This window comes from Eubacterium sp. AM46-8, from assembly GCF_003466705.1.
Classification (GTDB): Bacteria; Bacillota; Clostridia; order Lachnospirales; family Lachnospiraceae; genus Lachnospira.
Genome location: NZ_QSEU01000005.1, coordinates 154833 through 180031, shown reverse-complemented (window position 1 = coordinate 180031; position 25199 = coordinate 154833). Strand labels below are relative to the sequence as shown.

Here is a 25199-nt window from a genome sequence, read left to right as displayed (position 1 = left end):
CCTTTATAGGAAACACCTACAGCTTATTGTCATTATATCTGTTCAGTTCGTGCAAATGTGGCAGATACATAGTCAGGCTGAAACATGCCGCCAGATTTTCCTGTGCCATCTGCTGATGCAAATCAAAGTGGCCAGATGTATGTACGCAATTCAACGTAACCCCTTGCTTTTCAAGCAAATGGTCTAATATCTGCATGCAATGCAGATTCGGCAGACTCCTGCAGAAAGGCATCTGACTAAACTTCCTAATATCTGCACCCCTCTTGAATTCTTCAACACATTCAGGATATCTGTCCGGAAAATAATTCTTAAGCATCTGCTCACTTACCACAAGGTAAAGTCTCTCACCAAATAAAAATTCCTTCTCAATACATTCCGGAGCAAGCGGTGATATCCCGCTGAATGCAATATCAAGTTCACCTTTTTCAAGCATTTCCCGCAACTGTTCCGCATTGCCAATCACGCCCCTGATATCATAATTGCTGTACATTTCTTTAAACTGTCTCATAACAGACAGCATAATCATGCGAAAACGCCCTTCTGTTGTTCCTACTCGAATCGTTGATTTGTGCATTATCATTTATCTTTATTTAACTCCTCCATATATCCTGCTGTAATTATGCCTGCTGGCAACGCCACAATTGCAATACCAAACACTGATGATATCATGGTAATAACCTTGCCAGCGATTGAAACTGCATATATATCACCATAACCTACTGTTGTCAAAGATACTGTAGCCCAATATATAGCATCAAAAAAATTGTTAAATGTTTCAGGCTCAACATTAAATATAACAAGCTCTGAAATAAAAATATATCCAATAGCCAGAACGCAGACAACAGTCAAAGATTCTCTTTGCTTGCGAAAAACATTTAAAAGCATTTGAATATTCTTTGAGTATCTGAATGATTTAAAAACTCGAAACACCCGGAAAGTTCTAAAAAATCTAAATATTTTCAATAATTTCAGACTATTATTTACTATAATTACAGATGGCAAAATTGAAAGCAAATCCACAATAGCCATAAACGAAAACGGATACATCGCGAAAGATATTACACCCTTTTTCAACTTGTAATCTGCTGTTGACAGTCTCAAGATATAGTCCACAATAAATATAAATGCTGCTACTTTATCAATTGCATTAAACAATCCCGTCTGATTCTTAAATGCCAATGGAAATATGCTGATACATATCGTTATCATCATAAATGCATCATATATTTTGCTGTACTTATCATTATCTTCAGAAACCTCAATTATCTCGAATATTCGTTTTCTCATTTATGCTCCTATTTATATGTATCTTCTTATCTTCTCAATCAAAGTAACATCCGCCGGCAGCCACTCAACATCTCCAAGATGCTCCTTAGCCAGCCATTTTGCGTTCTCATGCTCTTTTAATACCAGATCTCCGCTTAATATCTCACACCAGAAGCAATCCTTTGAAAGATGGAAATTAGGATAATCATATTCTATCGTGTCGATTAAAGCTCCAACTTTAATCTCTGTATCTAATTCTTCCATAATCTCACGTTTTAATGCTTCCTGTGGAGTCTCACCAGCTTCTATCTTACCACCTGGAAATTCCCAGCCATCATTCAGTATCTCCACAGAAAATATATAATCTAATGGCTGCTTATGGACATTTGCCTCACTCTCATTTATTGCAAGTCTTTCAAATACGTCCTGTCTTTCCTGTTCGTTAGCATCGCCATTCAATGCTATTGTCCTAAAATATTTCCCTGTATCCGGATTAACTATATTGTTAAACTTATGTGATAATTCCTGTGTCTCTTTGATACTGCTACAGAATATAATCCCTTTAACCTTTTCTCCACTATATCCATAGTAATTTGACTGCCGGATTATATGTTTTACACGTTCATCGCTTGTAAGAATACTGAAATTACGATTATCTTTATCATCTCCAACTATAGACAAATCGGTAATTCCAAAATAATGGAACGGACATAACAGATTTTCTTCCATGGCCTGCTGCAAACGTATCTCATAAGCAATCTGATAATTAAATAACTCATAAACATTTCTGCCTGCAACATTGTCATCCCGCTTATCAGGAGTTGCTGTCATTCCAAGCCAAAGCTTAGGCGAAAAATGTTTCATAATCTTCTGATATGTATCAGCAGTTACATGATGTGCTTCATCCAACACAATACAATCAAATGCATCCTTATCATATTGAAGCAAATGTTCATCACGATTTAATGTCTGAACCGTAGCAAATACCTTTTCGTAAGATTTCTTAGTCTATCTTGCAAGCTGTCCCCTATGAACTAAAAATAATACTCTCTTAAATCCCAGTTCTCTCATTGCAAATGCGGAAGCGTACGTTTTACCTGTTCCCGAGCGTGTCAAGAGTGTGAGGAGAAGTTTTTTATGGGTTTTACGGATAGGGTTATTCAGTTTTAAAAGTTCAAATACGAGGTGCAGGAGTCGAACCTGCGTCCTTTACCGTTACCGGTACTGCGCCTCTCCGCTGTGCCATCCTCGCATAAAGCGGTGGCGGGTTGGGAGACCCGATTTGCAATTACATGAACACCGCTATAGATAAAAATATTCCATACTATTTGAAAAATGAATTCTGTTTCGGCATTCCTAGATATCGAAATCCTATTTCCCTTAAGATCACTTCAGTTGTGGCTCTCTTTTCCGATGATTTTCTATTTGATATCTTAATCTCTTCATCCAACGAAAACAAAAAATCTTGACATTCCAAAAAAATATTTTTACTTTTCTCATCATCTTCAAGTACATCAATTATTGACCTACAGTACTTTTCAATGTCTTTTCCATTTGTTTGAGGTACTGTTTTTTTATTTATTGCATACTTTACAATCATAATAATATGATATCTAAATCTCCATAACTTATTATCAATTATTTGTTCATTATAAAGCTTCATTAATCTACTATATGCTAAAGCAGAGGTATAGTACATTATTGGTTTATGCTGTGGATCAAATATTTCACTTCCCAAACCTTTGAGTAACTTACTATAATAACCAGATACGATATGTGGTTTTTCATTAAACATACTCGCAAAATCTTTAATTTGATTTTCTATACTTATAATATTCGATGGATTAATTCTATCCTTTTTGTATTGATTAGCTCTTCTTTCATAATACAATGCATCTTCTTTTTTCTTCGCAATCGCACTATAATACTGCTCTAACTCTTTTTGATATTCTGTCAACGCCTCTAATTGTTCAGTCTCAACTTCTGTTTGATTATTCGTAGCACGTGTGACTTCAACCTGTATTTTATTGTTATCTGTCTCTATTATTTTCACTGGAATATATACTTTTTCGATACCTTCTTCATTTCTACATTCATATAAGACATTGCTAGTTTGACATCCATTAACAATTTGGTAATTCGTCAAAGTAATATCCATACCCGCACCTGTTATTTCTTCCGCAACAATAGTAACTCCATTATTTAATAAACAAAACTCTCCTGTTCTTCCTTCTGTAATAGTTTTCTGAATATCTTGATTTACAGTATTATCCTTTAGTCCAAGAAAACCTCTTATATTATCTTCAAATACAGACTTGATTTTATCGTTATCATCTACTATAAGCTTTTCAAATTCCCTAAAAGGTAATATGGTAAACATTGCAGATTTGACATCGTTTATTTTAGGTAAAGGAATTGTATTCTCCATCGTTATAGATGCCTCAACAGGAAGTTTTGTTTTCATATACATTTTTTGTACTTTTTTTACATCACACGGAATGAAATCTACACTTTCAAACAAATTGCTATTTTCTAATTCTTCCTTGTTTCCTTCTACAATCACATTCAAATTCACATCATCAGTCCATTTTCCATTACATACGTAAAACATCTTTAATTTAGGCTGATATTTACTAAAATACTTTGAATTTTTATATATCTCTTTTGCAATTCGAATAAATTCATTAAATTCCCTTGTAAATGTACTTTTAGTTTCAAACTCGAAGAACACCTTTGTCCATCTAAAAAAGCCTTCTATTTCGGTACCTTCAAAATGATTCGAAACTTTAGATTGTACAAAAATGAATTCAACATCCAACTTGTTATTATACTTAATAGAATCTTTTACTTCCTCAACACTTGTACACAATCTATTATTTACAATAATAGCAATACCATCTATTCCTGGTGCATTTTCTCCAGTACTTATATCATTCAATTGAAATCTGTTTGCATCAAAATGATTGCTGACAACAATGAAATTAGCAAAATACTCAAATTGCCTTGTTTTATCTTTTGTACCTATGCTGAAATTTTGAACAAATTCTTCTAAATAGCCCTCTGTAACAATATCCATCATTAATCCTCCTGTGCACTAATCTCTTTTGAATAAAAATTATTATACCACTTCCCCGCTTTATTCTCCACCTATATCTCTATCATTTTCGACAATCTCTGCCTCCTGAAACTCATCCCTAAACTTCCACTTTATCTCCATTCTATCCTTAGCATGTACAACAATCTCCGCCACGAAAGCATCCACGATTTCCTTATTCAATTTCTGCAGTTTCATCTGCCCTTCCAGCATTTCAAAACCGGCCACTTCCGGCAGATCCACAGTTGCCATCTTGCTGACTGCTGCCTTCTGCTTTTCGATATTGCCCTGCATGCGCACAAACAACTGCTCGTAGGTCTTTCTCTGCTCCAGATAGGTCTCTCTGTCAGTCATGCCTAGTTTGTAGCTTTCATAGGCATCACGCAAATCCTTATTGATGCGCTCATAGCTTTTCTCCATATCAAGCAGGTGCCTTTCTGCAAGTGCCAGACTCTTTGCCTGTTTCTCACGTTGCATGTCCACAATCTTTCTGGAATCCACCCACATATCAATGAACAGCTACAGTGACTTCATCACCACCTCTTCCATAGTCGAATCGAGAACGCTGATATTGCACTTGCCATCTGCCTTATCCAGATAATGCTTGGCGCAGTAATACTTCGGACGACCAGCATAAGAATGGGACAAATGGTGTCCACAGTTACCGCATATCATTTTACCGGTCAGACAATGTGTCTCATGCTTTCTCTCTACACCGGCGCAGGTATTTCCAGATCTCTTTGCGGCCACCTTTTCAAAATCCTCTTTACTGATAATGGCAACATGGCAGTTCTCCACGCGTTTCCATTCCTCTTTGGGAAGGGCTTTGGCGTGTTTATCACCTACATTTTCACTTTTAAATCGGCGTAAACCATGGTACCGGTATACTGCTCATTCTCAAGGATTCTGCCCACTGCAACATTACTCCAGAGAGGCTTTTTCTCACGATATTTTGCCAGCTGATTTTCATTGTTCTCCCTAGTGGCAATATACACGCCTGGTGTCTCAATTCCTTCCAGATTCAGTGCCTCAACAATCTTATACATAGACTTACCGGATAAGAACTCATTTAATAAATAATCTTGAGGAACTGGAATTATTAAGATTCAAGGAAAATATAGACACATATCTGGATATATTGCAGATGGAGAAAAAACAGTTCTGGATGCTTTATGTGAGCTTACAGACAGTGAAATTGATTTTAGAAAACAGCAAGCAATAACAGGCTGTGTAAAGGTAGCTAATTTCCCATTTTTAAAGGAGATTAGTGAATTTGATTTCAATTTCCAGCCATCACTGGATAAGTCCAAAATCATGGATCTTATGACACTGCGATTTATAGAAAATGCGGAGAATATCATATTCTGCGGAACTCCAGGAGTAGGCAAAACCAATCTTGCGGTATCCATCGGAATAGAAGCTGCAAAGCACAGATACTGTGTATATTTTATAACATTTCAGGATTTAATATCACAACTGAAAAAAGCAGCTTCAGAAAACAGACTTGAGACAAGAATCAAGTGGTTCTGCAGATACAAGCTGCTGATAATAGATGAACTTGGTTATCAGAAGATGGATGTTGATTCAGCCAATCTGTTCTTTAATCTCATAGCAAAACGATACGAAAAGCTGTCAACAGTAATAACAACTAACAGGCCATTTTCAAAGTGGTCTGATATATTTCAGGAGCCAGTACTGACTAACGCTTTGCTTGACAGACTGCTGCATCACTGTTCTGTGATAAACATAAATGGACCATCATACAGACTAAAGGATCAGATGCAATACATGATTGAGGAAAATTAAAATACAAAAAATATCATATAAGCGTGTAGGTTTTCCTACATTCTTATATGATAAAAAAGATACATTTTTATATTGACATTTTCATTGCCTGAACTGAAGATAGACAAGGATGGTATATTTTAATGGATTTGCACCAGAAATTGGTGCTCTATGGCATCTTTCTCATAATCTATACCAACACCTAATCATATGCTTTTAACGCTCCAATCAAATACCCATCAAATAAACCAATGTCTCACAAAGCGCGTAAAATAAAGGTTTTCGTTAATATAGTTTCTTCAAAATGAACATTCTATCAAATACCCATCAAATAAAATTTATGCCCAGTATGGTATATATCTTCTATTTTTCAGTGCTACATTTTCATCAGACAACTTAATAAGCTTTGCATCCAATGTAGCTTTAATAATCTTTCCAATCTCACTCCCACATCCCGCTATCCAAAACCTTCTGTAAACTCTGAATTACCGTCTCATAACCTACCGGTACAAAAAGCAATCCCATAATAATATCTTCGTAATCGCTTTTATATACCTGGCTTTCAATTATCTCCCGCAATACATCCGCCACACATACACCTTCTTTTGTCGAAGGGCAGACAATCATTTCCGAACGCACAGCACGGACTTCCGGTATAAGCTTTTGTAGCTCATCTGAAATGCCCATGTTTTCTACAATCTTATGAATATCATATAAATGTCTCTAATGTCGCTCGGGCTTTTTCTGTATATAGTAGTCACACAGTGCAAACACCTTATCTACCAAAGTTCTCTCTATGGTTTGTGTTGTAATTTCGAAAGGCATCAAATCATAGATTTCTGCTAAATCCAATCGACCAATTTTGTTTAGGAAACGATAAATATAATTATCTACCATTCGTTTTGTAGTTGGAAATGGTAACATCGCCACATAAGTTTCAATTACAAGTTCCGGATTCAATATACCATTCTGCTCATAAACTGATGGATAACCGGCCCTGTAACAGTTATAATTTCTTCGGCTTCTTGTTGCCTCAAGATTATTAATCGTGAACCCAAACTCCTCCATTGTAGAAACAATATTCTTTTTTAATTGTTTCTTTCTACTTTCTCCCGGCATACCGGATTCTGCCGTATATGACAAATCAATATCTTCAGAAAATCAATTCAACAGTTGATAACACTTAGTAAGCGATGTACCACCTTTAAACACCAGATCTTTTGTCTTTTCCGCCAAGGCTTTCAGTATAATAGTAACATAATAATCTTTTTCGATTACATTCGTTGGAATAGCCAATTCATTTGCCGCACCAGAAATCAGCTCTGCAAACGCTTCTTTGTCATCATGCAAATTCATATATCATCCCCCATTCGATTAATTTTTTTGCTGTTGCGCCTGTTATAACAGATGTGACTTCGGATAACTGTTCTTTAGTAAAACGCTTCTTCTTCACATAGGAGCGCATTGTATCTATCGTATCTTCCATCGTAAGCTCCGTATATTTCTCAGACTGCCCGATACCGTCCAAAAGCTGTAAAAGTTCCGCATTGTTATCCGATACTTCTACTGCTGCTTTTTTAATTCTAACCTTCTGATTACCCACTGTAACCGTTCTGCCATTAGTTGCTTCTCTGTTTGTAACAATCTCAATTATTGCCGGCATCTGCGTTGTTAAGCCAAGTTGATTAACAAATGATATTCCTGTTACATATCCATATGTTTCAGTTTTACTTCTCACATATTTGCGCATAATAATAAGAAATGGATCCAAATAACTTTTCCCTAATAATCCACCTTGTTTCGGTATATAATAGATTCCATTATCATATCTTTCCAGAAATCCATTTGCCACAAGTCTCTTTACAGACTGACGCACTGCATTTTCAGATAATTCTTCTATTTTTAGATCATTCAAAAAAATTGGTTCGTTATATCCATAATTCTCTAACAAGTAAGATTTCAACATGGCCTCACCTCCATATATATGGTATCATTTTTATATCAGTTTAGTGAATATTTATGTCTATTTATAATATTATATGCAGATATGTTAGAATTGTCTAAAAAAATTTATCAACTCTTGTTTTGAGAGGCCAGGGCGCTCTAACGTCCAATCCGCCACGCCTCACCTCTCATTTCAGCCTCCCACCCCACTAAAAAAGCACCCCAACAGGAAATTCCGCCAGAGTGCCATCTTCAAAATGATTCAATTATTCATTTATTCAATATTCAATTATCTCAATTATCCTTTTCTTTCCACCCTTACCCAAATATACTCATCAGATTAGCCACAACCAGTCCGCCGCCGGTTCCGATGACATAGCCGAGCAGCGCCATCATGATACCAACTGGTACGAGGGCATTTGAGTATGCGCCGGCGAGAACCGGTGCTGTTGCTGTTCCACCGATGTTGGCGAGGGAAGCAACACTGCATGTGAAGATGTCGAGTTTCAATATCTTCGCAAGTGCAATCATTATTGCCACATGGATAAGAAGGATTACGAATCCTGCTAGAAGCCATATTGGGGCATTGCCGACTGCTCCAAGGTCTGCTCTTGAAGCGATTAAGGCAATGACTATATAAAGCATTACATTTGAAATCTCCTCAGTTCCCTTAATCTTGCCAAATGGTGTCAGGGCAAATACGATACCAAGCACTGATACGATAAGGACTGTCCATGTTGTGCTGTCAAAGAATGATAAATGTGCATTAATCATGCTGCCAAGTTCCATTGAAACTGCCGATACTAAGAGTCCTGAACCGAGCAGAAGAATGATGTTCTGCCATACGAGAGGCTTTGTGTTGGCTTTTGCTTCCTCTTCAAGTGCAGCTCCAACGCCGTCGATTATGCTTGTGTCTGCCTTTGTCCATTTGTTGAACTTCTCGTGATTTCCGATTGCCCACAGAAGGAACATTACATAAAGTGTCGCGCAGATTGAATCCATAACAAGGGCGTAAGCCATTGTTGCTTCGTCAACATCAAGTGCTGCCTGGATTGCGAGCATATTGCCGCCGCCACCCATCCAGCTTCCGCACAGCGCGCCGAGTGCTTTCCATGAGCCTGCGCCTAAGAGCTGGTGGAATATCGCATATGAAACGAAGAATCCGAGTCCGATTGACAATGTTGCTGCGAAGAAACCGATAAGCATTTTAGGTCCAAGCTTGATGATTTTCTTCAAATCACAGCGAAGCAGCATTATGAAAAGCATCGCATATAATATCGGGTTCTTGACTGATTTGTACACAGCGCTTGTTGCACTAAGGTCCCACACTTTCATTGTGCAAAGGAGCATAAGCCCCAGGTATATAAGTACAATCGGCGGTGCAAAATTAAAGAACACCTGTGCCTTTTTCCCTTTAAAAATCTTAGGCAGATTTACTAATACTGCGGCTGCAAATATAAGTGCCGCAAGGTATAAAAATCCATCTTTTATCATGTATAAATTCTCCTTATGGTTAATCTATAACATATTCTGCCCATTTTTCTGTAGTATATAACTAAATTTGCGGAAGTAAATGTGATGCAATCTGTCGTCACACACTTACTCCCGCAAATTTAATTATAAACTTTTAAGTATCTCCAGCAGATATTCCCAAGTCCGCTCCACTGAAGCCGCGTCCATACACTCATCAGGCGTATGCACACTTTCAAGTGTCGGTCCAAATGATATCATATCTACTCCCGGCATTTTCCCGGCAAGTATGCCACATTCGAGTCCGGCGTGGATTGAGGTCACTTCCGGTTCGTGGCCGTACACATTTGTAAAGCTATCAACGCATATCTTTCTTAACTGCGAATCACTCTTGTATTCCCACGCAGGATAGTCCGACATTGTGACTACTTTTCCTGACAAATGTTTTACAAATGTAGTGACTCTCTCTAGCAATAATTTCTTTCCAGCCGCTGTATTGCTTCTTATAAGATATTTGTACACAAGCTTGTCTGCGTCGAGGTAAGCAGTTCCCAGATTGAGCGAAGTCTGCACCATGCCCTTAATCTCCTGACTCATTTTGTACACACCATCAGGACTTAACCAGAGGGCATATATTACATTTGCAGTGCTATGAGAATTGAGAACCTTGTCTGCTGCAATGTCTGTCTTTTCAAGCTCAATCTTAGCATGTGGCTCTGTCGCGCTGATTTCCTGCATCCACACAGCCGCACTCTCTTTGATGCTTTGTTCAAATGTTGTGGCATCGTAGCTTCTGACACTTACAACTGCCTTTGCTTCTTTTGGAATTGCATTTTCCTTGCCGCCACCTGAAAGCGACACAAGACGGAAATCTGCTGCCCCGCTGGCATGTGAAAGTAATGAAGCAAGCAATCTTATAGCATTAGTGTGCTGTTTGTGAATCTCAACGCCGGAATGACCGCCGGCAAGCCCGCTTATCTTAACTTCGAAGCATACCGAACCATTCTGCACATCAATTGCACCATCTGTCACCCAGCCCGTAGCATTCTCATATTCAACCGGAATATCGCACTCAACCCTCACACCACCAGCACAGCTTACATACAATATTCCCTCACTTTCAGAATCAATATTGATAAGTCTCTTTGCTGTAAGGTCAGAAGTGTCGAGGTCTCTTGCGCCAAGCATTCCAATCTCCTCATCACTTGTAAGCACTGCCTGTATAGGAGGATGCGCAATCGTATCCGAAGCAAGCACTGCCAGTATAAATGCAATTGCAATTCCATCATCAGCGCCAAGCGTCGTGCCATCAGCCCATACCACCTTACCATCGGTGCAGGTCTTAATGCTCTGTACACTCATGTCAATATCGCAATCCGGCTCTTTCTCACACACCATATCAAGATGTCCCTGCAAAATCACAGGCTCACAGTCCTCATATCCAGAAGTCCCCGCCTTAAATATAACAACATTATCAGACGTATCCTTCCTTGCCTTAAGCCCATGTGCCTTAGCAAACTCCAGACAATAATCCGCAATCATCCCGGTATTCCCAGAACCATGCGGAATCGCACAAATCTCCTGAAAATAAGAGAAAACCTCTGATGGTGATAACTCATTTATATCCATAAAAAGCCTCCTAAACCTACTTTTTCATCAATTTTCACAATCTGATAGGTCTTTTTTACATTGTTAGTTGGTTTATTATGCTTCTTTCCCCATTAAATACCTACTAATTCATCATATTTCACACTTTAGTAGGTCTTTTTCTTATATGTTTACAACATTAGACATCTCTTGTCAGCCAAAAAACCTACTATTCTCGCATAAATCATAAATTTAGTAGGCAATTTTCTTTTTTCTTCTCTATTTTCATCATAATTTCTTCTAAATAAACCTACTAATTCATCACATTTAGCAACATTAGTAGGCTTTTCCCTACTTATGCGCTGATTTCATGTGCTATTTGACACTATCCCAAATGAACAAAGCCCCACAACATACACCAATAGCAGCACCTGCAGTGCAACGCCCAGGTGCGTCCGCACACCACCCCTTGAAGGGCAGTCGCCACATACACCCGCCTGAACTTTCCAGATTAGCCAGACACCCTCTGCTGGTGGGAGTGCGAGGCAGATGCTTGAATAATGACGAGCTGTGTAGAAGTTAATGCCGCCAGATGCAAAAGTTCAGTGTGCGAAAGCTCGTTCAAGCGAAGCGCGTTTGCTTTCGCACATTGTAAAAAACTCTGCAGCTGGCGGCATATACTTCTACTAAGCGAGGAATACTGAAAGCAGATGCCCCGCACTCCCCACCCGCAGAGCAGGCTGTCTACACCCTACACATGTAATATTTCATGCGCCCTATGTGACAACGGTTTCTCAAAATACTCCTCGTAGCACTGCTTAACCGATGGATTCTCATGTGAGAATCTAATATTATCGCGCTTATCAAGCCCGTACAGCACATGACGGCGCTCCTCAACCATCGCAGCGTCTTCCTTGTAAGGCTGTCCGCCACCATTGATACAGCCGCCCGGACAGGACATGATTTCAACGAAATCATAGTGAACCTCTCCCTTCTTAATAGCATTCATAAGGTGTCTTGTGTTGCCAAGTCCGCTGGCAACAGCTACATTTACAGTTGTCCCATTAAGGTCAAATGAAGCTTCCTTCCAGCCCTCAAGACCTCTCACTGACTGGAACGCATCCGCATCAGGATTATTTCCTGTCACAAGATAGTAAGCACTTCTGAGTGCCGCCTCCATAACACCGCCTGTTGCACCGAATATAACGCCAGCACCTGTTCCTTCACCTAAAGGATTGTCGAACTCGTCCTCATCAAGTTCTTCCGGCTTTATGAAAAATGCTTTGAACATTCTTTCAACTTCTCTTGTTGTAAGAACTGCGTCAACATCTTTGCCGCCGTCCCATGTACACTCGTCCTTTTTTGCAAGACAAGGCATGATTGACACACAGAATATCTTCTCCGGGTCAACCCCAAGCTTTTCTGCATAATACGACTTTGTTATTGCACCAAACATCTGCTGTGGTGACTTTGCTGTTGAAAGTCTGCCTGCCATCTCAGGGAACTCGCTCTTTACGAATTTCACCCATCCTGGACAGCATGATGTGAACATTGGAAGTCCTGACTCTTTGATTTCCGGAAGTCTTTCAAGGAACTCGCTCCCCTCCTCCATAATTGTCATGTCTGCTGCAAATGTTGTGTCAAATATATAATCAAATCCTATTCTTCTAAGACCTGCAACAAGTCTTTGTGCTGTCGCATATTCCTTAGACATACCAAAATCTTCGCCCCATGCTGTTCTTACTGCTGGTGCAATCTGTACTACTGTAATGATATCCTCATTTTCAATTGCATCAAGCACGATTCCGACATCGTCTCTTTCTGTAAGTGCACCTACAGGGCAGTTGCTTACACACTGACCACAAAGTGTACATGCAGTCTCCGCAATGTTCTTGTTTGCACGCACATTTACAGTTGTACGCGAACCTGTATTTACAACATCCCATATGTGCATTCCCTGAATATTATCACACACCTGCACACAACGCATACATTTGATACATTTCTGGGCATCTCTGATAAGTGGAAATGTTTTATCCCAATTATCTTTTTCTAATATTGAATCATATGGCATCTCTGATATATTAAGTTCATTTGCAATTGACTGTAACGCACAGTTACCACTTCTTATACATGTACCACATTTGTAATCATGCTGTGAAAGTATGAGCTTTACATTAGTCTTTCTTGTTGTACGCACTTTTCTTGAATTAGTGTAGACAATCATGCCTTCTTCTACGAAGTTATTACATGCTGTAACACATCTGTCAGTACCCTCTACTTCAACAACACATACACGACATGCACCAATTGCGTTGACTTCTTTGAGATAGCAGAGTGTAGGTATTGTCTCTCCTATTGTTTTGGCAGCTTCAAGAATGGTAGTTCCTTCTTTTACTGATACAGCTTTACCGTTAATTGTTAAATTTACCATTGTTTCTCTCTGCCTCCTCTGAATGAACCAAATCCAAAATGATCACATCTTAAGCAGCGTCCAGATTCCTGACATGCTTCCTCGCATGAAAATCCATATTCAATAGGTTCAAAGTCTTTCTTTCTGTCTGCGGCATCACGCAGTGCAACCTCAACTCGTCCGCAAGGTACCTTGTCCTCATATCCGGCATAAGGTATCTCTACATCTGAAGTTATCTCGTGATGGTAGCCAAGATATTCATCAATGTTGGCTGCCGCAACCTTTCCGGCTGCTATAGCCCTGATTACTGTTGCAGGTCCTGTTACGCAGTCTCCTCCTGCAAATATTCCTTTACGTTCTTTAATCTCACTTGTATCAAGTGCCTCAATTGTTCCTCTCTTGACTGTAACGCCATGCTCCTCAAAATATCTTGTTTCGATACCCTGTCCGATGGCAACTACAATAAGGTCGCAAGGAATAAGAACCTCGTCCTTAGCTGCAGTCTTAGGTGATGGTCTGCCACCTTTTATCCTGCTTATCATCTGTGGCTGAACCCATAAACCAACTGCTGCGTCATTTTCATCTTTCTCTATTCTAACTGGTGACATAAGTTCAAGAACATCACAACCCTCTGCCTCTGCACCTTCAACCTCTTCCGGAAGTGCCGTCATATCGGCTTTTCTTCTTCTATATACAATGCTTACTTTCTCAGCACCTAATCTTACAGAAGAACGGGCAACATCCATTGCTACATTTCCACCGCCAATAACAACCACTCGCTTGCCGGTATAGTCAGGCATTTCATCATCACCAATTGCACGAAGCATTTCTACTGCTGATGTTACGCCTGTTGTAGCATCCTCACCATCAATTCCAATCTTCTTGTCTGCATGTGCTCCGATAGAAATGTATACTGCATTATATTCTTTATTAATATCCTCAAGCGTAATGTCTGTTCCTACGCTTATATTTTTCTTAACTTCTATTCCTGTAGACAATATAGCGTTAATCTCCGCATCCAGCTTTTTTCTAGGAAGTCTGTAGTTAGGAATTCCATATCTTAACATTCCACCAAGCTGCTTTCTCTGCTCAAATATAGTAACCTTATGTCCCATAAGAGCCAGATAATATGCGGCACTGAGTCCTCCCGGACCACCACCGATTATTGCAACCTTCTTACCTGTTGGCTCATTACATGCCGGAACCGGAACATCACCGGCATTATCAACTGCCATTTTCTTAAGTCCCCTGATGTTGACTGGCGCGTCAATAAGTGTTCTCTTACATCTGTTTTCACATGGATGCTCACAAATGTATGCGCATGTTGTAGGCATTGGATTGTCTCTTCTTATAAGACGAACCGCGTCTGCATATCTGCCTTCATGCACAAGTGCTATGTATCCCGGTATATCTACTCCTGCCGGACATGACTTCACACATGCAACCGGCTGGTTACTGTTACATGAACAAAATCCTCTCTCAATATGTGACCTGAAATCATCCTCGCAACCATCAATACATTTTAGTACAAGCTTTGCTGCCTCATATCCGATTGCACAGTCAGCGGAATAATAGATTCCCTCTGCTGTAAGCCTGATAACATCAAGAGTTTCCTCTGTTGCGTTACCATCAAGCACATCATCAAAAAGTCTCGCAAGCTGTCTAAGTCCCACACGGCATGGGACACATTTACCACATGACTGTGCAAGACACATTTTTATAAATGACCTCGTAAGGTCGATAGTACACAATCCCGGTGGACTTGCTACTATTCTTCTCTCTAAATCCTGATATAAAGACTCCATTGTAACCTGAGCCTTATCCTTAGTAATAATTGTTAATCTGCTCAATTCCCGCTCCATTTCTGCATATTGCGTATGTCGTATTGCTACTTGCCAGTATACCGCTAGGCAGTTCCATGTAACATTTTACACAATAAATGTTAATTTGAAAAGGAAGGTTATTTTTTTCACACAATAACCTTCCTCTCATCCATTACTTATGGTCGCACTTCATGCACTGGCTCGATTCTTTGTCAGTTTCTTTCTTGTAAAATGCGCATGACCAGTCACATATACTTTGCAATATCGGCATTACAGATAAGCCCTTTTCCGTAAGTGAATATTCAACTCTTGGCGGAATCTCATCATATGATTTTCTTGATACAATATCATCCGCAATCAGTGCTTTTAATGTTGTTGAAAGAACTGCATCTGTAATATTCACCAGTTCTGTCCTTAACTCACTATATCTTAATGTCTTCTTATCCGCCAGAACACATATAACTCTTGATTTCCATTTGCCTCCAAAGACTTCCAGGCCGTATTCCAATGGACATCTGATATCTGAATCTAATTTCTTGTGGTACATAAATTCTCCTTATTTCACTTTTTGAATCTGCCACTGGGCATTTCATTATAATATCACGATATCAAGATTTTTCAAAGCTGCTATTGATTTTGTTAGTGACTTATTAAATTAATCTTCTTTCCATACTTCCTTAGCCATGTTGAATACAGCCCATGCCTTTGGCCATCCCGCATAAAATGCTACATGAGTGATAACAGCAGCAATCTCCTTTGCTGTAACACCGTTATTCTTAGCATTTTCAAGATGATACTTAAGTGATGAATCTGTCACTCCTGATGACATCAGCGCAACTACTGTGATTATGCATCTTGTCTTTAAATCAATATCTTCGTTGTTCCAGTTCTCCCCGAAAAGCACATCATCGTTAAAATGTGCAAACTCCGGCGCAAACTCTCCCAACGCATTTTTTCCTGCTGTCTGTACAATCTTAGCCATTGTAATTCTCCATTCATGCCATATAAGACATTATCCTAATCTGTTATATTCTTCATCAGTTACAGGCTCACACCATTCATTACTTGTATTCTCGCCCGGAATCTCTGCAGCAATATGTGAAAACCAGCTGTCCTTCTTAGCTCCATGCCAGTGCTTAACTTCTGGTGGAATTGCGATTACAGTTCCCGGCACAAGGCTTACAGGCTCCTTGCCCTCTTCCTGATACCAGCCCTCTCCAGCTGTACATATAAGCATCTGTCCGCCGCCCTTTGTTGCATGATGGATATGCCAGTTATTACGGCATCCCGGCTCAAAAGTCACATTTGCAAGAAAAAGCCCGCACTTAGGATCTGTCAGCGGATTCAGGAAAGAATCACCAATAAAATACTTAGCATATGCTGTATTTGCCTGACCTGTTCCGAAAACATTCTGCTTTTCAAAATCATCCTTATCCATAAATTTCATGATAATAACACCTCTTCTTTCATAAAAATGTAAATTATTTGATACCTGTATGATACGACTTGAAGTTAGCTTTAGGGCAAGAGGTTTATGGGATTTTATATAAATTTTTGCACAAATGTGATGTCTGGCCTTACGCTCTTGTGCGCCGACTTGCGTTTTGGACTTCCTCGTGCCTCTCCTCCGCTTCAAGGTCCAATTCTCCTCTCCTTCTCACTCCTTTTGGACTTCCGCGTGCCTCCCCTCCGCCTCAAGGTCCAATCCGCCACGCTCCCGCTCCCCTCCACGCAAAAAAGGCGGATTGCAAAGCAATCCGCCAGTCGCAATCCGCCAATTCTAATTCGCCAGTCTCAATCAACCAGTCCAATCCTCCATCAGCCAATTCCACCAAGTAAAGCACCTGCAATAAGTGCAACAAGTGAAAGTGGGACAAGAACATATTTGCCAAGTGGTACAAACCACTTTCCTATAGGCTTATCTGCACCTGCATTAACTGCATCAACAGCAAACTTCTTTCCTGCAACCCAGAAGAACATAATTGCTGCGAGCATTGCGCCAAGTGGGCAGATATAGATAGATACTGCATCCATCCAGCCTGATACAATACCCTGTATTACAAGCGACACAACACAGCCAGCCACTGCGATAATTCCAACAGATGCAACACGGTTAAGCTTAAGCTTCTCCTGAATAGTTGCAACCGGAGCTTCATACAGATTAACAAGTGAGCTCATACCTGCAAACAGAACACATACATAGAATACAATTCCTACAATCTTGCCACCCGGCATACCATTAAATACATTTACAAGATAGATAAACATAAGTCCGGGACCACCTGAAGATAACTCGGCACCGCCTGCTGCCATACCCGGAATAATAACAAATGCAGCTAATAAAGCAGCAATAGTATCAAATACTGCAACATTTCTTGCAGAAGAAACAACATTTTCCTTATCACTAAGATATGAACCATAGATAACAGTTCCGTTACCTGCGATAGACAGTGAGAAGAATGCCTGACCAAATGCATATATCCAGAGCTTTATATCAAGAAGTCCCTTAGGATTAAGAGTAAAAATGTATTTATAACCTGCACTTGAACCAGGAAGTGTAAAGATATATATTCCAAGTCCTACAAACATGATGAAAAGCAAAGGCATCATGACCTTGTTTGCTTTCTCAATTCCGCCTGCAATACCAAGTGCCATAATAACAGCAGTTACAACCATTGCGATTATAAGCCACATATTATTGCCAAATGTGCTTGCTGTACTTCCAAACATACCACCAATAGCTGACATATCATTGCTCATTGCTGAAAGCTTTCCAGAAAATGCAAGATAAGTATATTTGAATATCCAGCCAACAACTACAGTGTATCCCATTGCAAGAGCCAGTGAGCCAAGCACAGGAATAAAACCAATTGCCTCACCTGCTTTTCTCTTTCCTGTACGCATCTGCATACAGTCGCCAAATGCTTTAATAGGTCCGCCCTTAGTCGCACGGCCAAGTGCCATCTCCTCGATAACACCTGTTGAACCTATTAATATTACAAATAATACATAAGGTATTAAAAATGTCATACCACCCCATGCAGATACCATATATGGAAAACGCCATATATTTCCCATTCCTACTGCCGAACCGATACAGGCAAGAATAAAACCTGTACGGCTCTTAAAGCCATCTCTTTCCAATTCAATTCCGTTATTTCCCATAGCTTTAGTTCCTTTCTTCCTCATATTGCCAATAGCACATCACTTGTCTGTACCAAAGTTTCTTCATGAACGCTCATACGCAAAAAAGGCAAAGGAGCCAGAAACCCTTCCGGGTCATGGCGCCTTTGCCTTTGATGTCTGTATAATATACCATTGTGTTATTCCTGTAAAATACATGTTGGTTATAAAACCATAACCAAAAATAATAATTAAACTACATAATCCACATCTGTGCCAGATACATCACAACCGGCATTGTAATAATTGAAAACAGCGTCGACAGACAGACCATACATACTGCCCTCTCATAATCCTGCCCGAATTTCTGTGCAAATATTGCCGTACTCGTTCCAACCGGTGTTGCCGCAGCAATTAGTGTAATCATTCCAATCTGACCGTGTCCCGCCGGTATAATATAAAGCACAAGCAGTGTAAGCAGCGGAATTATTATAAGCCTGACAAACGATGCCAGATACAGGGACTGATTAGGCAGTAAGTCACGGATTCTGACACATGACAGATAATATCCCAGTACTATCATGGCTGCAGGTGTATTAAGTGCCGCAACTCCAGCCATCGTGCTGTTTATTACACCTGGCAGTTTAATTCCCGTAATAAAAAGAAACAGTCCTATAACAAGTGATATTGTCACAGGATTGACGAATACCTTTTTTATATTTATCATATCCTTGCGGCGGGTTATTATCACAATTCCGTATGTCCACTGCAACAGATTAAGAATACTTGCAAATGACGCAACATAGAATGCCGCTTCATTTCCAAATACCGCAGTTACAAGTGGAATTCCGATAAATCCTGCGTTACAGAAAGCAGTTCCAAAGTTGTCTATCTGCTTTCGCATTCCATATATTATATATGATACAGCTATCGCCACTGCAAATGCAGCTACAGCCAGTACCGCCGACATAAGAAGTCCATACAGCTTCTCCATCGTGAAATCTGTTATATAGCTTCTTATAATTACACACGGAATAACCGCATACAGCAGAATATTGGCCATATCCTTACTGCCATGTTCTGTAAGCAGACCTGTTTTAGACAGAATCAGTCCCAGAATCATAAGAATAAACATTATAAATGTCTGCGTTAATAATATTTGTGTTATCATAATCGTAAATATCCTGATTTCTATATTATGTTAATTGTAATTTTTATAAAATACTACATACAAGAGAGGTGCGAACATGGAATTATATCAGCTCAGGCAGTTTCAGGCTGCCGCCAGACACAAGAATATGACCCGTGCTGCCAGTGAACTGTGCATAGCACAGCCGGCATTAAGCAAGACAATCCATAAGCTTGAAGAAGAATTTGGCGCACAGCTTTTTATCCGTAATAAAAAAGGGCTCGAATGTACCCGTCAGGGAGAAATTCTGCTTGAATATGCAGACAGAATACTGGCTCTTTCAGAAGATGCTGCGCGTGCTGTCAGTGAAAGTCTTGGCGATGCAGGCGAAATAAGGCTCTGTCTCCGCTCAAGTGCAGTTCTTGTTAGCAATGTACTTAAAGATTTTATCCATGAGCACCCTCATGTCAGCTTTTCAATATCTTCTGAACCAAAAGGGTGTGACCTGCTGATTGACTCTGTCTCATCAGCTTATGATATTCCAGACAATGCACATCTTCTTATGACAGAAGAAATCTGCCTTGCCGTTTCATCATCACATCCACTTGCCCATACCGGACACATATCAGTAGAACAGATGATGGACGAGAAATTCATTGACCTTGCAGATACTCCATCTTATGCCGGAGTGTTCAATTCAATATTCAGTAAATGTAAGAAAACTCCTCAGATAGCCTACTCTTGCAATGATTACATATTACAGGGCAAACTCATAAGTCTCGGTCTTGGAGTATCATTTGTTGCCTCTGTAACATGGACAAGCAGCAGCCTTCCTGAAAACATAAGCCTGCTGCATATAGATGACTGTCCACATTTCAGAAGCATTTATTATCAGCCGCTTGGCTCATTCTGCTCAGAAAATCAGCGAATCTTCGAGCACCAGCTTGAAGAATATTTCAAAAATTTGAATAATTAATGCACCTCTAATGGTGTGTCTTCACCGGCTGCAAACTGCACAACACTCTTAACTGAAGACTCAACCATATCAGACACAGCCTGATCTGTGAAAAATGCAACATGAGGTGTGACAATAGTATTCTGGAAAGACTTAAGTATGATGTAATCGTGATTAACAACAAGGTCATCATACTTACGGTCTGTACGGATAAATTCATCCTCACCCTCACAGCAGTCAGTTCCAACTGAACCAATCTTGCCACTCTCAATAGCCTCAATCAGATCCTTTGTATCAACAAGCGCACCCCTTGCCGCATTTATAAGGATAACGCCATCCTTCATCTTTGCAATTGAATCCTTATTAATCATATGATATGTCTCATCACTTAAAAAAGTATGAAGCGAGATAATATCTGCTCTGGCATACAATTCATCAAGAGTTACATACTCAACATTTTCAAGGCCTTTGCAGGATATGGGTCATACGCAATAATCTTACATCCAAATCCTGAAAGATTCTTAATTACTGCCTTTCCAATTCTTCCTGTTCCGATAATACCTACTGTCATATTCTGCATTTCACGTCCACATATAGGACCAAGTGAATAATCTGCTGTGTGTGAACGCATCATTACATACAAAGCCTTACGGATACACATAAGCATAAGCATTACTGTATAATTGGCAACTGAATATGGCGAATATCCGCTGTGTGCAACACGGATTCCAAGGCGCTTTGCTGCCTCAAGGTCAACACTGTTATATCCGATTGTCCTGAAACCGATGTACTTTACACCCTCTGCTGCAAGCTTTTCAAGAACAGGTGCTGACAAGTCACACATGCCATCGCACACCGACATAGCCTCACAGCCTTTGACACTTTCTATATCATCTGCTGTAAATCCGCTCCTATTAATCTGTAATTCCACCTTGTATACATTTTCAAATGTATCAAAATACTGTTTTTCATCTTGACGAACACTGAATGCTGCTATCTTCATAACTTTTCACTCCTCCTACTTAATCCACTCATATGTAAGTTTTCCAAGAATTTCGATTCCCTTAACAATCTGCTCATCAGAAGGTGTCGAATAATTAAGTCTGAATCCATTAGACTTCTGGCTCTCATCTGCTAAGAACGCTGCTCCCGGAACTGAGAGAACACCTCTGTTAATAGCCTCCCTTACAAATGGTGCAGAATCCATTCCCTCTGGCAGGAATGCCATTACGAAAAGTCCGCCCTCAGGGTGACCGAAGGTTACTGAAGGATGGAATTCCTTCTTCATGCACTCCATCATGAGATTACATTTGTGCTCATACACCTTTCTTGAATCCTCAAGATGTTTGTCGAAATCATAGTTATTAATATATTCATTACAAATGTACTGGAAAAGGACAGTTGAATGTACATCTGTGCACTGTTTTGCAACTGTAAGCGGTCCTGTGAGCGACTTGTTAAACACAAGAAAACCAAGACGGAATGCAGGTGCCATTACCTTTGAGAAGCTTCCTGCATATATAACCCTGCCCTCTGTATCCATTGATTTGATAGTTGGCACATTTTCACCTGCAAATCTTAATTCGCCGTAAGGATTATCCTCTAATATTGCGATATCATATTTGCAGCAAAGCTCATATACTTTTTTTCTCTTCTCAAGAGAAGTTGTAATTCCTGTAGGATTCTGGAAAGATGGAATTGTGTATAAAAGCTTTGCATCAAGATTAGCCTTTAAAGCCTCCTCAAGCGCATTTATATTCATTCCGTCCTGCTCCATTGGGATTCCTACAAGCTTTGCACCGTAAGAACGGAATGTATTAAGGCAGCCTACAAATGCAGGCTCTTCAGTAAGCACAACGTCTCCTTCATTAACAAGTGCCTTAGTTGTAAGGTCCGCACACTGCTGTCCGCCTGACACTATGAAAAGCTCATTATTCTCGAAATCAAAGCCTTCCTTCTTCTCAAGATATTTCTTCATAGTATCACGCAGAGGTGTATAACCTTCACTCAATCCATACTGTAATAAAGAAACAGGATTCTTGCTGAGACCCTTTGCTGCTATCTCTTCTATTTCCTTGCATGGGAATGTCTCTGCTGACGGATTGCCACCACCAAAAGATATAATATCCTTGCTTGCTCCTAACTTAAAAAGTTCTCGTATCATCGAACCATGTACACCTGATAAACGATTAGAAATCTCGTATTCCATATATATTTCCTCCTTCAAATACTTGCTAATGCAAAAAAAGAGCCAGAATCCCCTAAAGACTTCCGGCTCCTTTGCCCTTGATAAATGTATCATACCCCCATGTGTCATTCCTGTAAAATACATGTTAGTTATAAAATCATAAATCATAGCAATAGTTATTATTCGTATTTTTTATATACTTGTTTATTATATATTGCTATGATATAATTCCTAGTGCTACCCCTGCCAGAACGGAATAGAAAACCCCACGAGCCCGAACTCGTGGGGTTTTCGTAGATTGCTTGAATGCACTACTTATATCCAATGACATTGTATCACATGCCATCAGACATTACAAGTATATTGTTTTTCTTTTCAAATATTATAAAATTATCAGACAACTTTTCACTTATCCCCACACAGTCTCACCATTAATATAATCAGTCATAAAATATACAATCTTATTCCAAAGCTCATACTCTACAATATGTCTTGTTTCTTTAATTATCCTGAGACATTTTTTAATTACATCGGATGAATCATCCTCTGTAAGTTCTAACAACTTTTTATATGTCTTATACCCCTCATTTTTCTCTTTCTCTGTCCATCTTGATTCCTCGGTATCCTCTATTTTATTAAGAAAAATATACATAAATACCGGCATGTCTTTTTCCTGTCTCCATTCCATACATTTATCCTCCATAAAATATGTCATCCTTCCACTGCCATCATAATAAGTATCAATCCAAAAAAAGTAATGCAAAAATACATTAGCACTACATACATATGATCACCTCTTTGTTAAATACACTATCATATTCACTTTAAACCAACTTTAAATTGTATTTTAAGTCTCTCTGTGCTACTATTTAAGCATAAGAGTTAAACCTAACTTTAGGTCAACCCAATAATAGTGAACATTTTGTGAATTTTATTATCACATTTGTAAAAAACTAATATCAGGTAAGCATAGCTTACAGAAAGCAGGTGTATTATGTACACAATAGGACAGGTTTCAGAAATGTTTAATCTTCCCGTTTCAACATTAAGATATTATGATAAAGAAGGATTATTCCCTTTTATGCAGCGTGCTTCTGGAATAAGACAGTTCTCTGACACTGAAATTGCTGCTCTTAAGCTTATTGAATGTCTCAAAAAATCAGGTCTTGAAATCCGCGACATCAAGCAGTTTATGGAATGGTGTCAGGAAGGCAGCAGAACTTACGAACTCAGAAAACAGCTTTTTGAGAGACAGAAGGCGGCTGTTGAGAAAGAGATGGAGAAGATGCAGGAAACTCTTGATATGCTTACTTTCAAATGTTTCTATTACGAGCAGGCAATCAAAGACGGCAATGAGGACGGAATACATTCAATGCTTCCAAACAAGCTCCCCGCTGATATTCAGGCTGCCTACGACAACTCACACAAATAATTATTAATTGCTTATTATATTTAACACAGAATATGGAGGCTTATATATGTTCAAATCTTTAGAAGTTAAATATCCTAAGTTTTATCAGGTATTCAGATTCATTATAGTTATAATTGCTTCAGTACTGTATGCATGGAATTTAAGATGCTTTGCCAAAGTCGCAGACCTGCTGCCAGGAGGCTTTTCAGGAGTCTCCCTGTTATTTCAGGCAATCGGACTGCGCTTCTTTAAGATTAGCATCCCATTTACAATATTCAATGTGGCTCTGAATATTTTCCCCGCTTACATTGCATACCGCTACATCGGCAGGAAGTTTACCATCTACTCAATCGTGGTAATTATACTTTCCAGTGTGCTTGTTGATATCCTTCCTCCATACATTTTTACAGAAGATATCCTGCTTATAAGCGTGTTTGGTGGCATTATCAACGGATTTGCAATAAGTCTGTGCCTCAATGTCGGCACAACCACAGGCGGTACTGATTTCATAAGCATCTATTTCTCTCATGTTAAGGGAATCGACGCATGGAACTATATTCTTCTTGGTAATGTTGTGATTCTGCTTATCGCAGGCGGACTGTTTGGCTGGTCAATCGCGCTCTATTCAATAATATACCAGTTCTGCAGCACTCAGGTAATCCAGTTCATGTACAAACGCTACCAGAAGATGACATTATTCATCATTTCTGACAAATCCGAAGAAATCTACCACGCCATCAAGAACACAACCAACCACGACGCCACGCTTTTCAAGGGAATCGGCTGCTACGAGGAAAAAGAGCGCACGCTCATATACTCCGTAATCAACTCCGAAGCGAAACGTGGGCTTATCACATTGATACGCTCAATTGACAAGCATGCGTTTATAAATGTGGTAAAAACCGAAGAGCTTGACGGCAGATTTAACGATATTCCGCATGATTAATCAGTACACAGAATATTCGCACTCGTACCATATTTTAGTCAAATTTCTCCAATAAACTATAGATA

Annotated in this window: 27 protein-coding genes and 2 pseudogenes; 4 read left to right on the top strand and 25 right to left on the bottom strand. The window is 39.5% G+C overall.

The window, feature by feature from the left end; genetic code table 11:
* Positions 1-16: 16 nt before the first annotated feature.
* The 8 genes and pseudogenes from DW963_RS05315 to DW963_RS13585 form a co-directional block, all read right to left on the bottom strand.
* Positions 17-574, bottom strand: coding sequence for a LysR family transcriptional regulator substrate-binding protein (locus tag DW963_RS05315; protein WP_286169066.1), 558 nt, complete (start codon positions 572-574; stop codon positions 17-19).
* A gap of 2 nt (positions 575-576) precedes the next feature.
* Positions 577-1287, bottom strand: a complete 711-nt coding sequence (locus DW963_RS05310) for a potassium channel family protein (RefSeq protein ID WP_117914139.1) — start codon at positions 1285-1287, stop codon at positions 577-579.
* Between the two features lie 12 nt (positions 1288-1299).
* Positions 1300-1995 (bottom strand): NUDIX domain-containing protein, encoded by a 696-nt coding sequence (locus DW963_RS13600; RefSeq protein ID WP_353652779.1) that lies wholly within the window; start codon positions 1993-1995, stop codon positions 1300-1302.
* A gap of 96 nt (positions 1996-2091) precedes the next feature.
* Positions 2092-2418, bottom strand: a pseudogene (locus tag DW963_RS13955) (DEAD/DEAH box helicase family protein); the annotation flags it as partial.
* A gap of 172 nt (positions 2419-2590) precedes the next feature.
* Positions 2591-4345: an AIPR family protein gene (locus tag DW963_RS05295; RefSeq protein WP_117914138.1), complete on the bottom strand. Its 1755-nt coding sequence runs from the start codon at positions 4343-4345 to the stop codon at positions 2591-2593.
* Positions 4346-4402: 57 nt separating this feature from the next.
* Positions 4403-4837 (bottom strand): hypothetical protein, encoded by a 435-nt coding sequence (locus DW963_RS13595; RefSeq protein ID WP_286169057.1) that lies wholly within the window; start codon positions 4835-4837, stop codon positions 4403-4405.
* Between the two features lie 42 nt (positions 4838-4879).
* The gene (locus tag DW963_RS13590; RefSeq protein ID WP_243004176.1) at positions 4880-5110 is read right to left on the bottom strand and encodes a recombinase zinc ribbon domain-containing protein; all 231 of its coding nucleotides are present in this window, start codon (positions 5108-5110) and stop codon (positions 4880-4882) included.
* Positions 5111-5202: 92 nt separating this feature from the next.
* Positions 5203-5406: a recombinase family protein gene (locus tag DW963_RS13585; RefSeq protein ID WP_243004177.1), complete on the bottom strand. Its 204-nt coding sequence runs from the start codon at positions 5404-5406 to the stop codon at positions 5203-5205.
* Between the two features lie 49 nt (positions 5407-5455).
* Here DW963_RS13585 and istB point away from each other — a divergent pair, with 49 nt between their 5' ends.
* Complete coding sequence (gene istB, locus DW963_RS05285) at positions 5456-6166, top strand: IS21-like element helper ATPase IstB (protein WP_353652778.1); 711 nt, start codon at positions 5456-5458, stop codon at positions 6164-6166.
* 420 nt (positions 6167-6586) lie between these two features.
* Here istB and DW963_RS13580 read toward each other — a convergent pair whose 3' ends face one another.
* The 13 genes and pseudogenes from DW963_RS13580 to DW963_RS05230 form a co-directional block, all read right to left on the bottom strand.
* Complete coding sequence (locus DW963_RS13580; RefSeq protein WP_286169054.1) at positions 6587-6832, bottom strand: hypothetical protein; 246 nt, start codon at positions 6830-6832, stop codon at positions 6587-6589.
* A gap of 36 nt (positions 6833-6868) precedes the next feature.
* Complete coding sequence (locus DW963_RS05280; RefSeq protein WP_353652777.1) at positions 6869-7294, bottom strand: nucleotidyl transferase AbiEii/AbiGii toxin family protein; 426 nt, start codon at positions 7292-7294, stop codon at positions 6869-6871.
* A gap of 12 nt (positions 7295-7306) precedes the next feature.
* Positions 7307-7501, bottom strand: a complete 195-nt coding sequence (locus DW963_RS13950) for a nucleotidyl transferase AbiEii/AbiGii toxin family protein (RefSeq protein ID WP_353652773.1) — start codon at positions 7499-7501, stop codon at positions 7307-7309.
* Positions 7488-8111: a DUF6088 family protein gene (locus tag DW963_RS05275; protein ID WP_117914137.1), complete on the bottom strand. Its 624-nt coding sequence runs from the start codon at positions 8109-8111 to the stop codon at positions 7488-7490. The genes DW963_RS13950 and DW963_RS05275 overlap by 14 nt, the downstream gene beginning before the upstream one ends.
* Positions 8112-8407: 296 nt before the next feature.
* On the bottom strand, positions 8408-9583 hold the full coding sequence (locus DW963_RS05270) for a DUF819 family protein (protein WP_117914136.1): 1176 nt from the start codon (positions 9581-9583) through the stop codon (positions 8408-8410).
* Positions 9584-9706: 123 nt separating this feature from the next.
* Positions 9707-11188 (bottom strand): aminoacyl-histidine dipeptidase, encoded by a 1482-nt coding sequence (locus DW963_RS05265; RefSeq protein WP_117914135.1) that lies wholly within the window; start codon positions 11186-11188, stop codon positions 9707-9709.
* Between the two features lie 709 nt (positions 11189-11897).
* Complete coding sequence (locus tag DW963_RS05260) at positions 11898-13580, bottom strand: NADH-dependent [FeFe] hydrogenase, group A6 (protein WP_117914134.1); 1683 nt, start codon at positions 13578-13580, stop codon at positions 11898-11900.
* Entirely contained in the window at positions 13574-15409 is a 1836-nt protein-coding gene (locus tag DW963_RS05255; protein ID WP_117914133.1) for an NAD(P)-binding protein, read from the bottom strand. The genes DW963_RS05260 and DW963_RS05255 overlap by 7 nt, the downstream gene beginning before the upstream one ends.
* Before the next feature lie 145 nt (positions 15410-15554).
* A complete protein-coding gene (locus DW963_RS05250) occupies positions 15555-15929 on the bottom strand; it encodes a winged helix-turn-helix transcriptional regulator (protein WP_117914132.1) in 375 nt (124 codons plus the stop codon).
* Positions 15930-16049: 120 nt separating this feature from the next.
* Positions 16050-16364: pseudogene (locus tag DW963_RS05245) on the bottom strand (carboxymuconolactone decarboxylase family protein); the annotation flags it as partial.
* A gap of 30 nt (positions 16365-16394) precedes the next feature.
* Positions 16395-16829: a cupin domain-containing protein gene (locus DW963_RS05240; RefSeq protein ID WP_041687871.1), complete on the bottom strand. Its 435-nt coding sequence runs from the start codon at positions 16827-16829 to the stop codon at positions 16395-16397.
* A 371-nt stretch (positions 16830-17200) separates the two neighbouring features.
* The gene (locus tag DW963_RS05235) at positions 17201-18547 is read right to left on the bottom strand and encodes a sodium-dependent transporter (protein ID WP_117914131.1); all 1347 of its coding nucleotides are present in this window, start codon (positions 18545-18547) and stop codon (positions 17201-17203) included.
* A 214-nt stretch (positions 18548-18761) separates the two neighbouring features.
* On the bottom strand, positions 18762-19676 hold the full coding sequence (locus tag DW963_RS05230) for an AEC family transporter (RefSeq protein ID WP_117914130.1): 915 nt from the start codon (positions 19674-19676) through the stop codon (positions 18762-18764).
* Between the two features lie 76 nt (positions 19677-19752).
* On the opposite strand from DW963_RS05230, the gene DW963_RS05225 reads away from it, so the two are divergent.
* Positions 19753-20610, top strand: a complete 858-nt coding sequence (locus DW963_RS05225) for a LysR family transcriptional regulator (RefSeq protein WP_117914129.1) — start codon at positions 19753-19755, stop codon at positions 20608-20610.
* Here DW963_RS05225 and DW963_RS13575 read toward each other — a convergent pair.
* The 4 genes from DW963_RS13575 to DW963_RS05210 form a co-directional block, all read right to left on the bottom strand.
* Positions 20607-21020 carry an NAD(P)-dependent oxidoreductase gene (locus DW963_RS13575; RefSeq protein ID WP_286169050.1) on the bottom strand — a complete coding sequence of 138 codons (414 nt, stop codon included), beginning with the start codon at positions 21018-21020 and terminating at the stop codon, positions 20607-20609. The two genes, DW963_RS05225 and DW963_RS13575, sit on opposite strands and share 4 nt — an antisense overlap.
* An 11-nt stretch (positions 21021-21031) precedes the next feature.
* Positions 21032-21592 carry an NAD(P)-dependent oxidoreductase gene (locus DW963_RS13570; RefSeq protein ID WP_286169048.1) on the bottom strand — a complete coding sequence of 187 codons (561 nt, stop codon included), beginning with the start codon at positions 21590-21592 and terminating at the stop codon, positions 21032-21034.
* Positions 21593-21607: 15 nt separating this feature from the next.
* The gene (locus DW963_RS05215; protein WP_117914128.1) at positions 21608-22798 is read right to left on the bottom strand and encodes an aminotransferase-like domain-containing protein; all 1191 of its coding nucleotides are present in this window, start codon (positions 22796-22798) and stop codon (positions 21608-21610) included.
* A 388-nt stretch (positions 22799-23186) separates the two neighbouring features.
* Positions 23187-23465, bottom strand: coding sequence for a hypothetical protein (locus tag DW963_RS05210; protein WP_117914127.1), 279 nt, complete (start codon positions 23463-23465; stop codon positions 23187-23189).
* Positions 23466-23771: 306 nt separating this feature from the next.
* Here DW963_RS05210 and DW963_RS05205 point away from each other — a divergent pair, with 306 nt between their 5' ends.
* Together DW963_RS05205 and DW963_RS05200 are read left to right on the top strand one after the other, a co-directional pair.
* Positions 23772-24209, top strand: a complete 438-nt coding sequence (locus tag DW963_RS05205) for a MerR family transcriptional regulator (RefSeq protein ID WP_117914126.1) — start codon at positions 23772-23774, stop codon at positions 24207-24209.
* 46 nt (positions 24210-24255) lie between these two features.
* On the top strand, positions 24256-25134 hold the full coding sequence (locus tag DW963_RS05200; RefSeq protein ID WP_117914125.1) for a YitT family protein: 879 nt from the start codon (positions 24256-24258) through the stop codon (positions 25132-25134).
* The last annotated feature ends 65 nt before the right edge of the window (positions 25135-25199 follow it).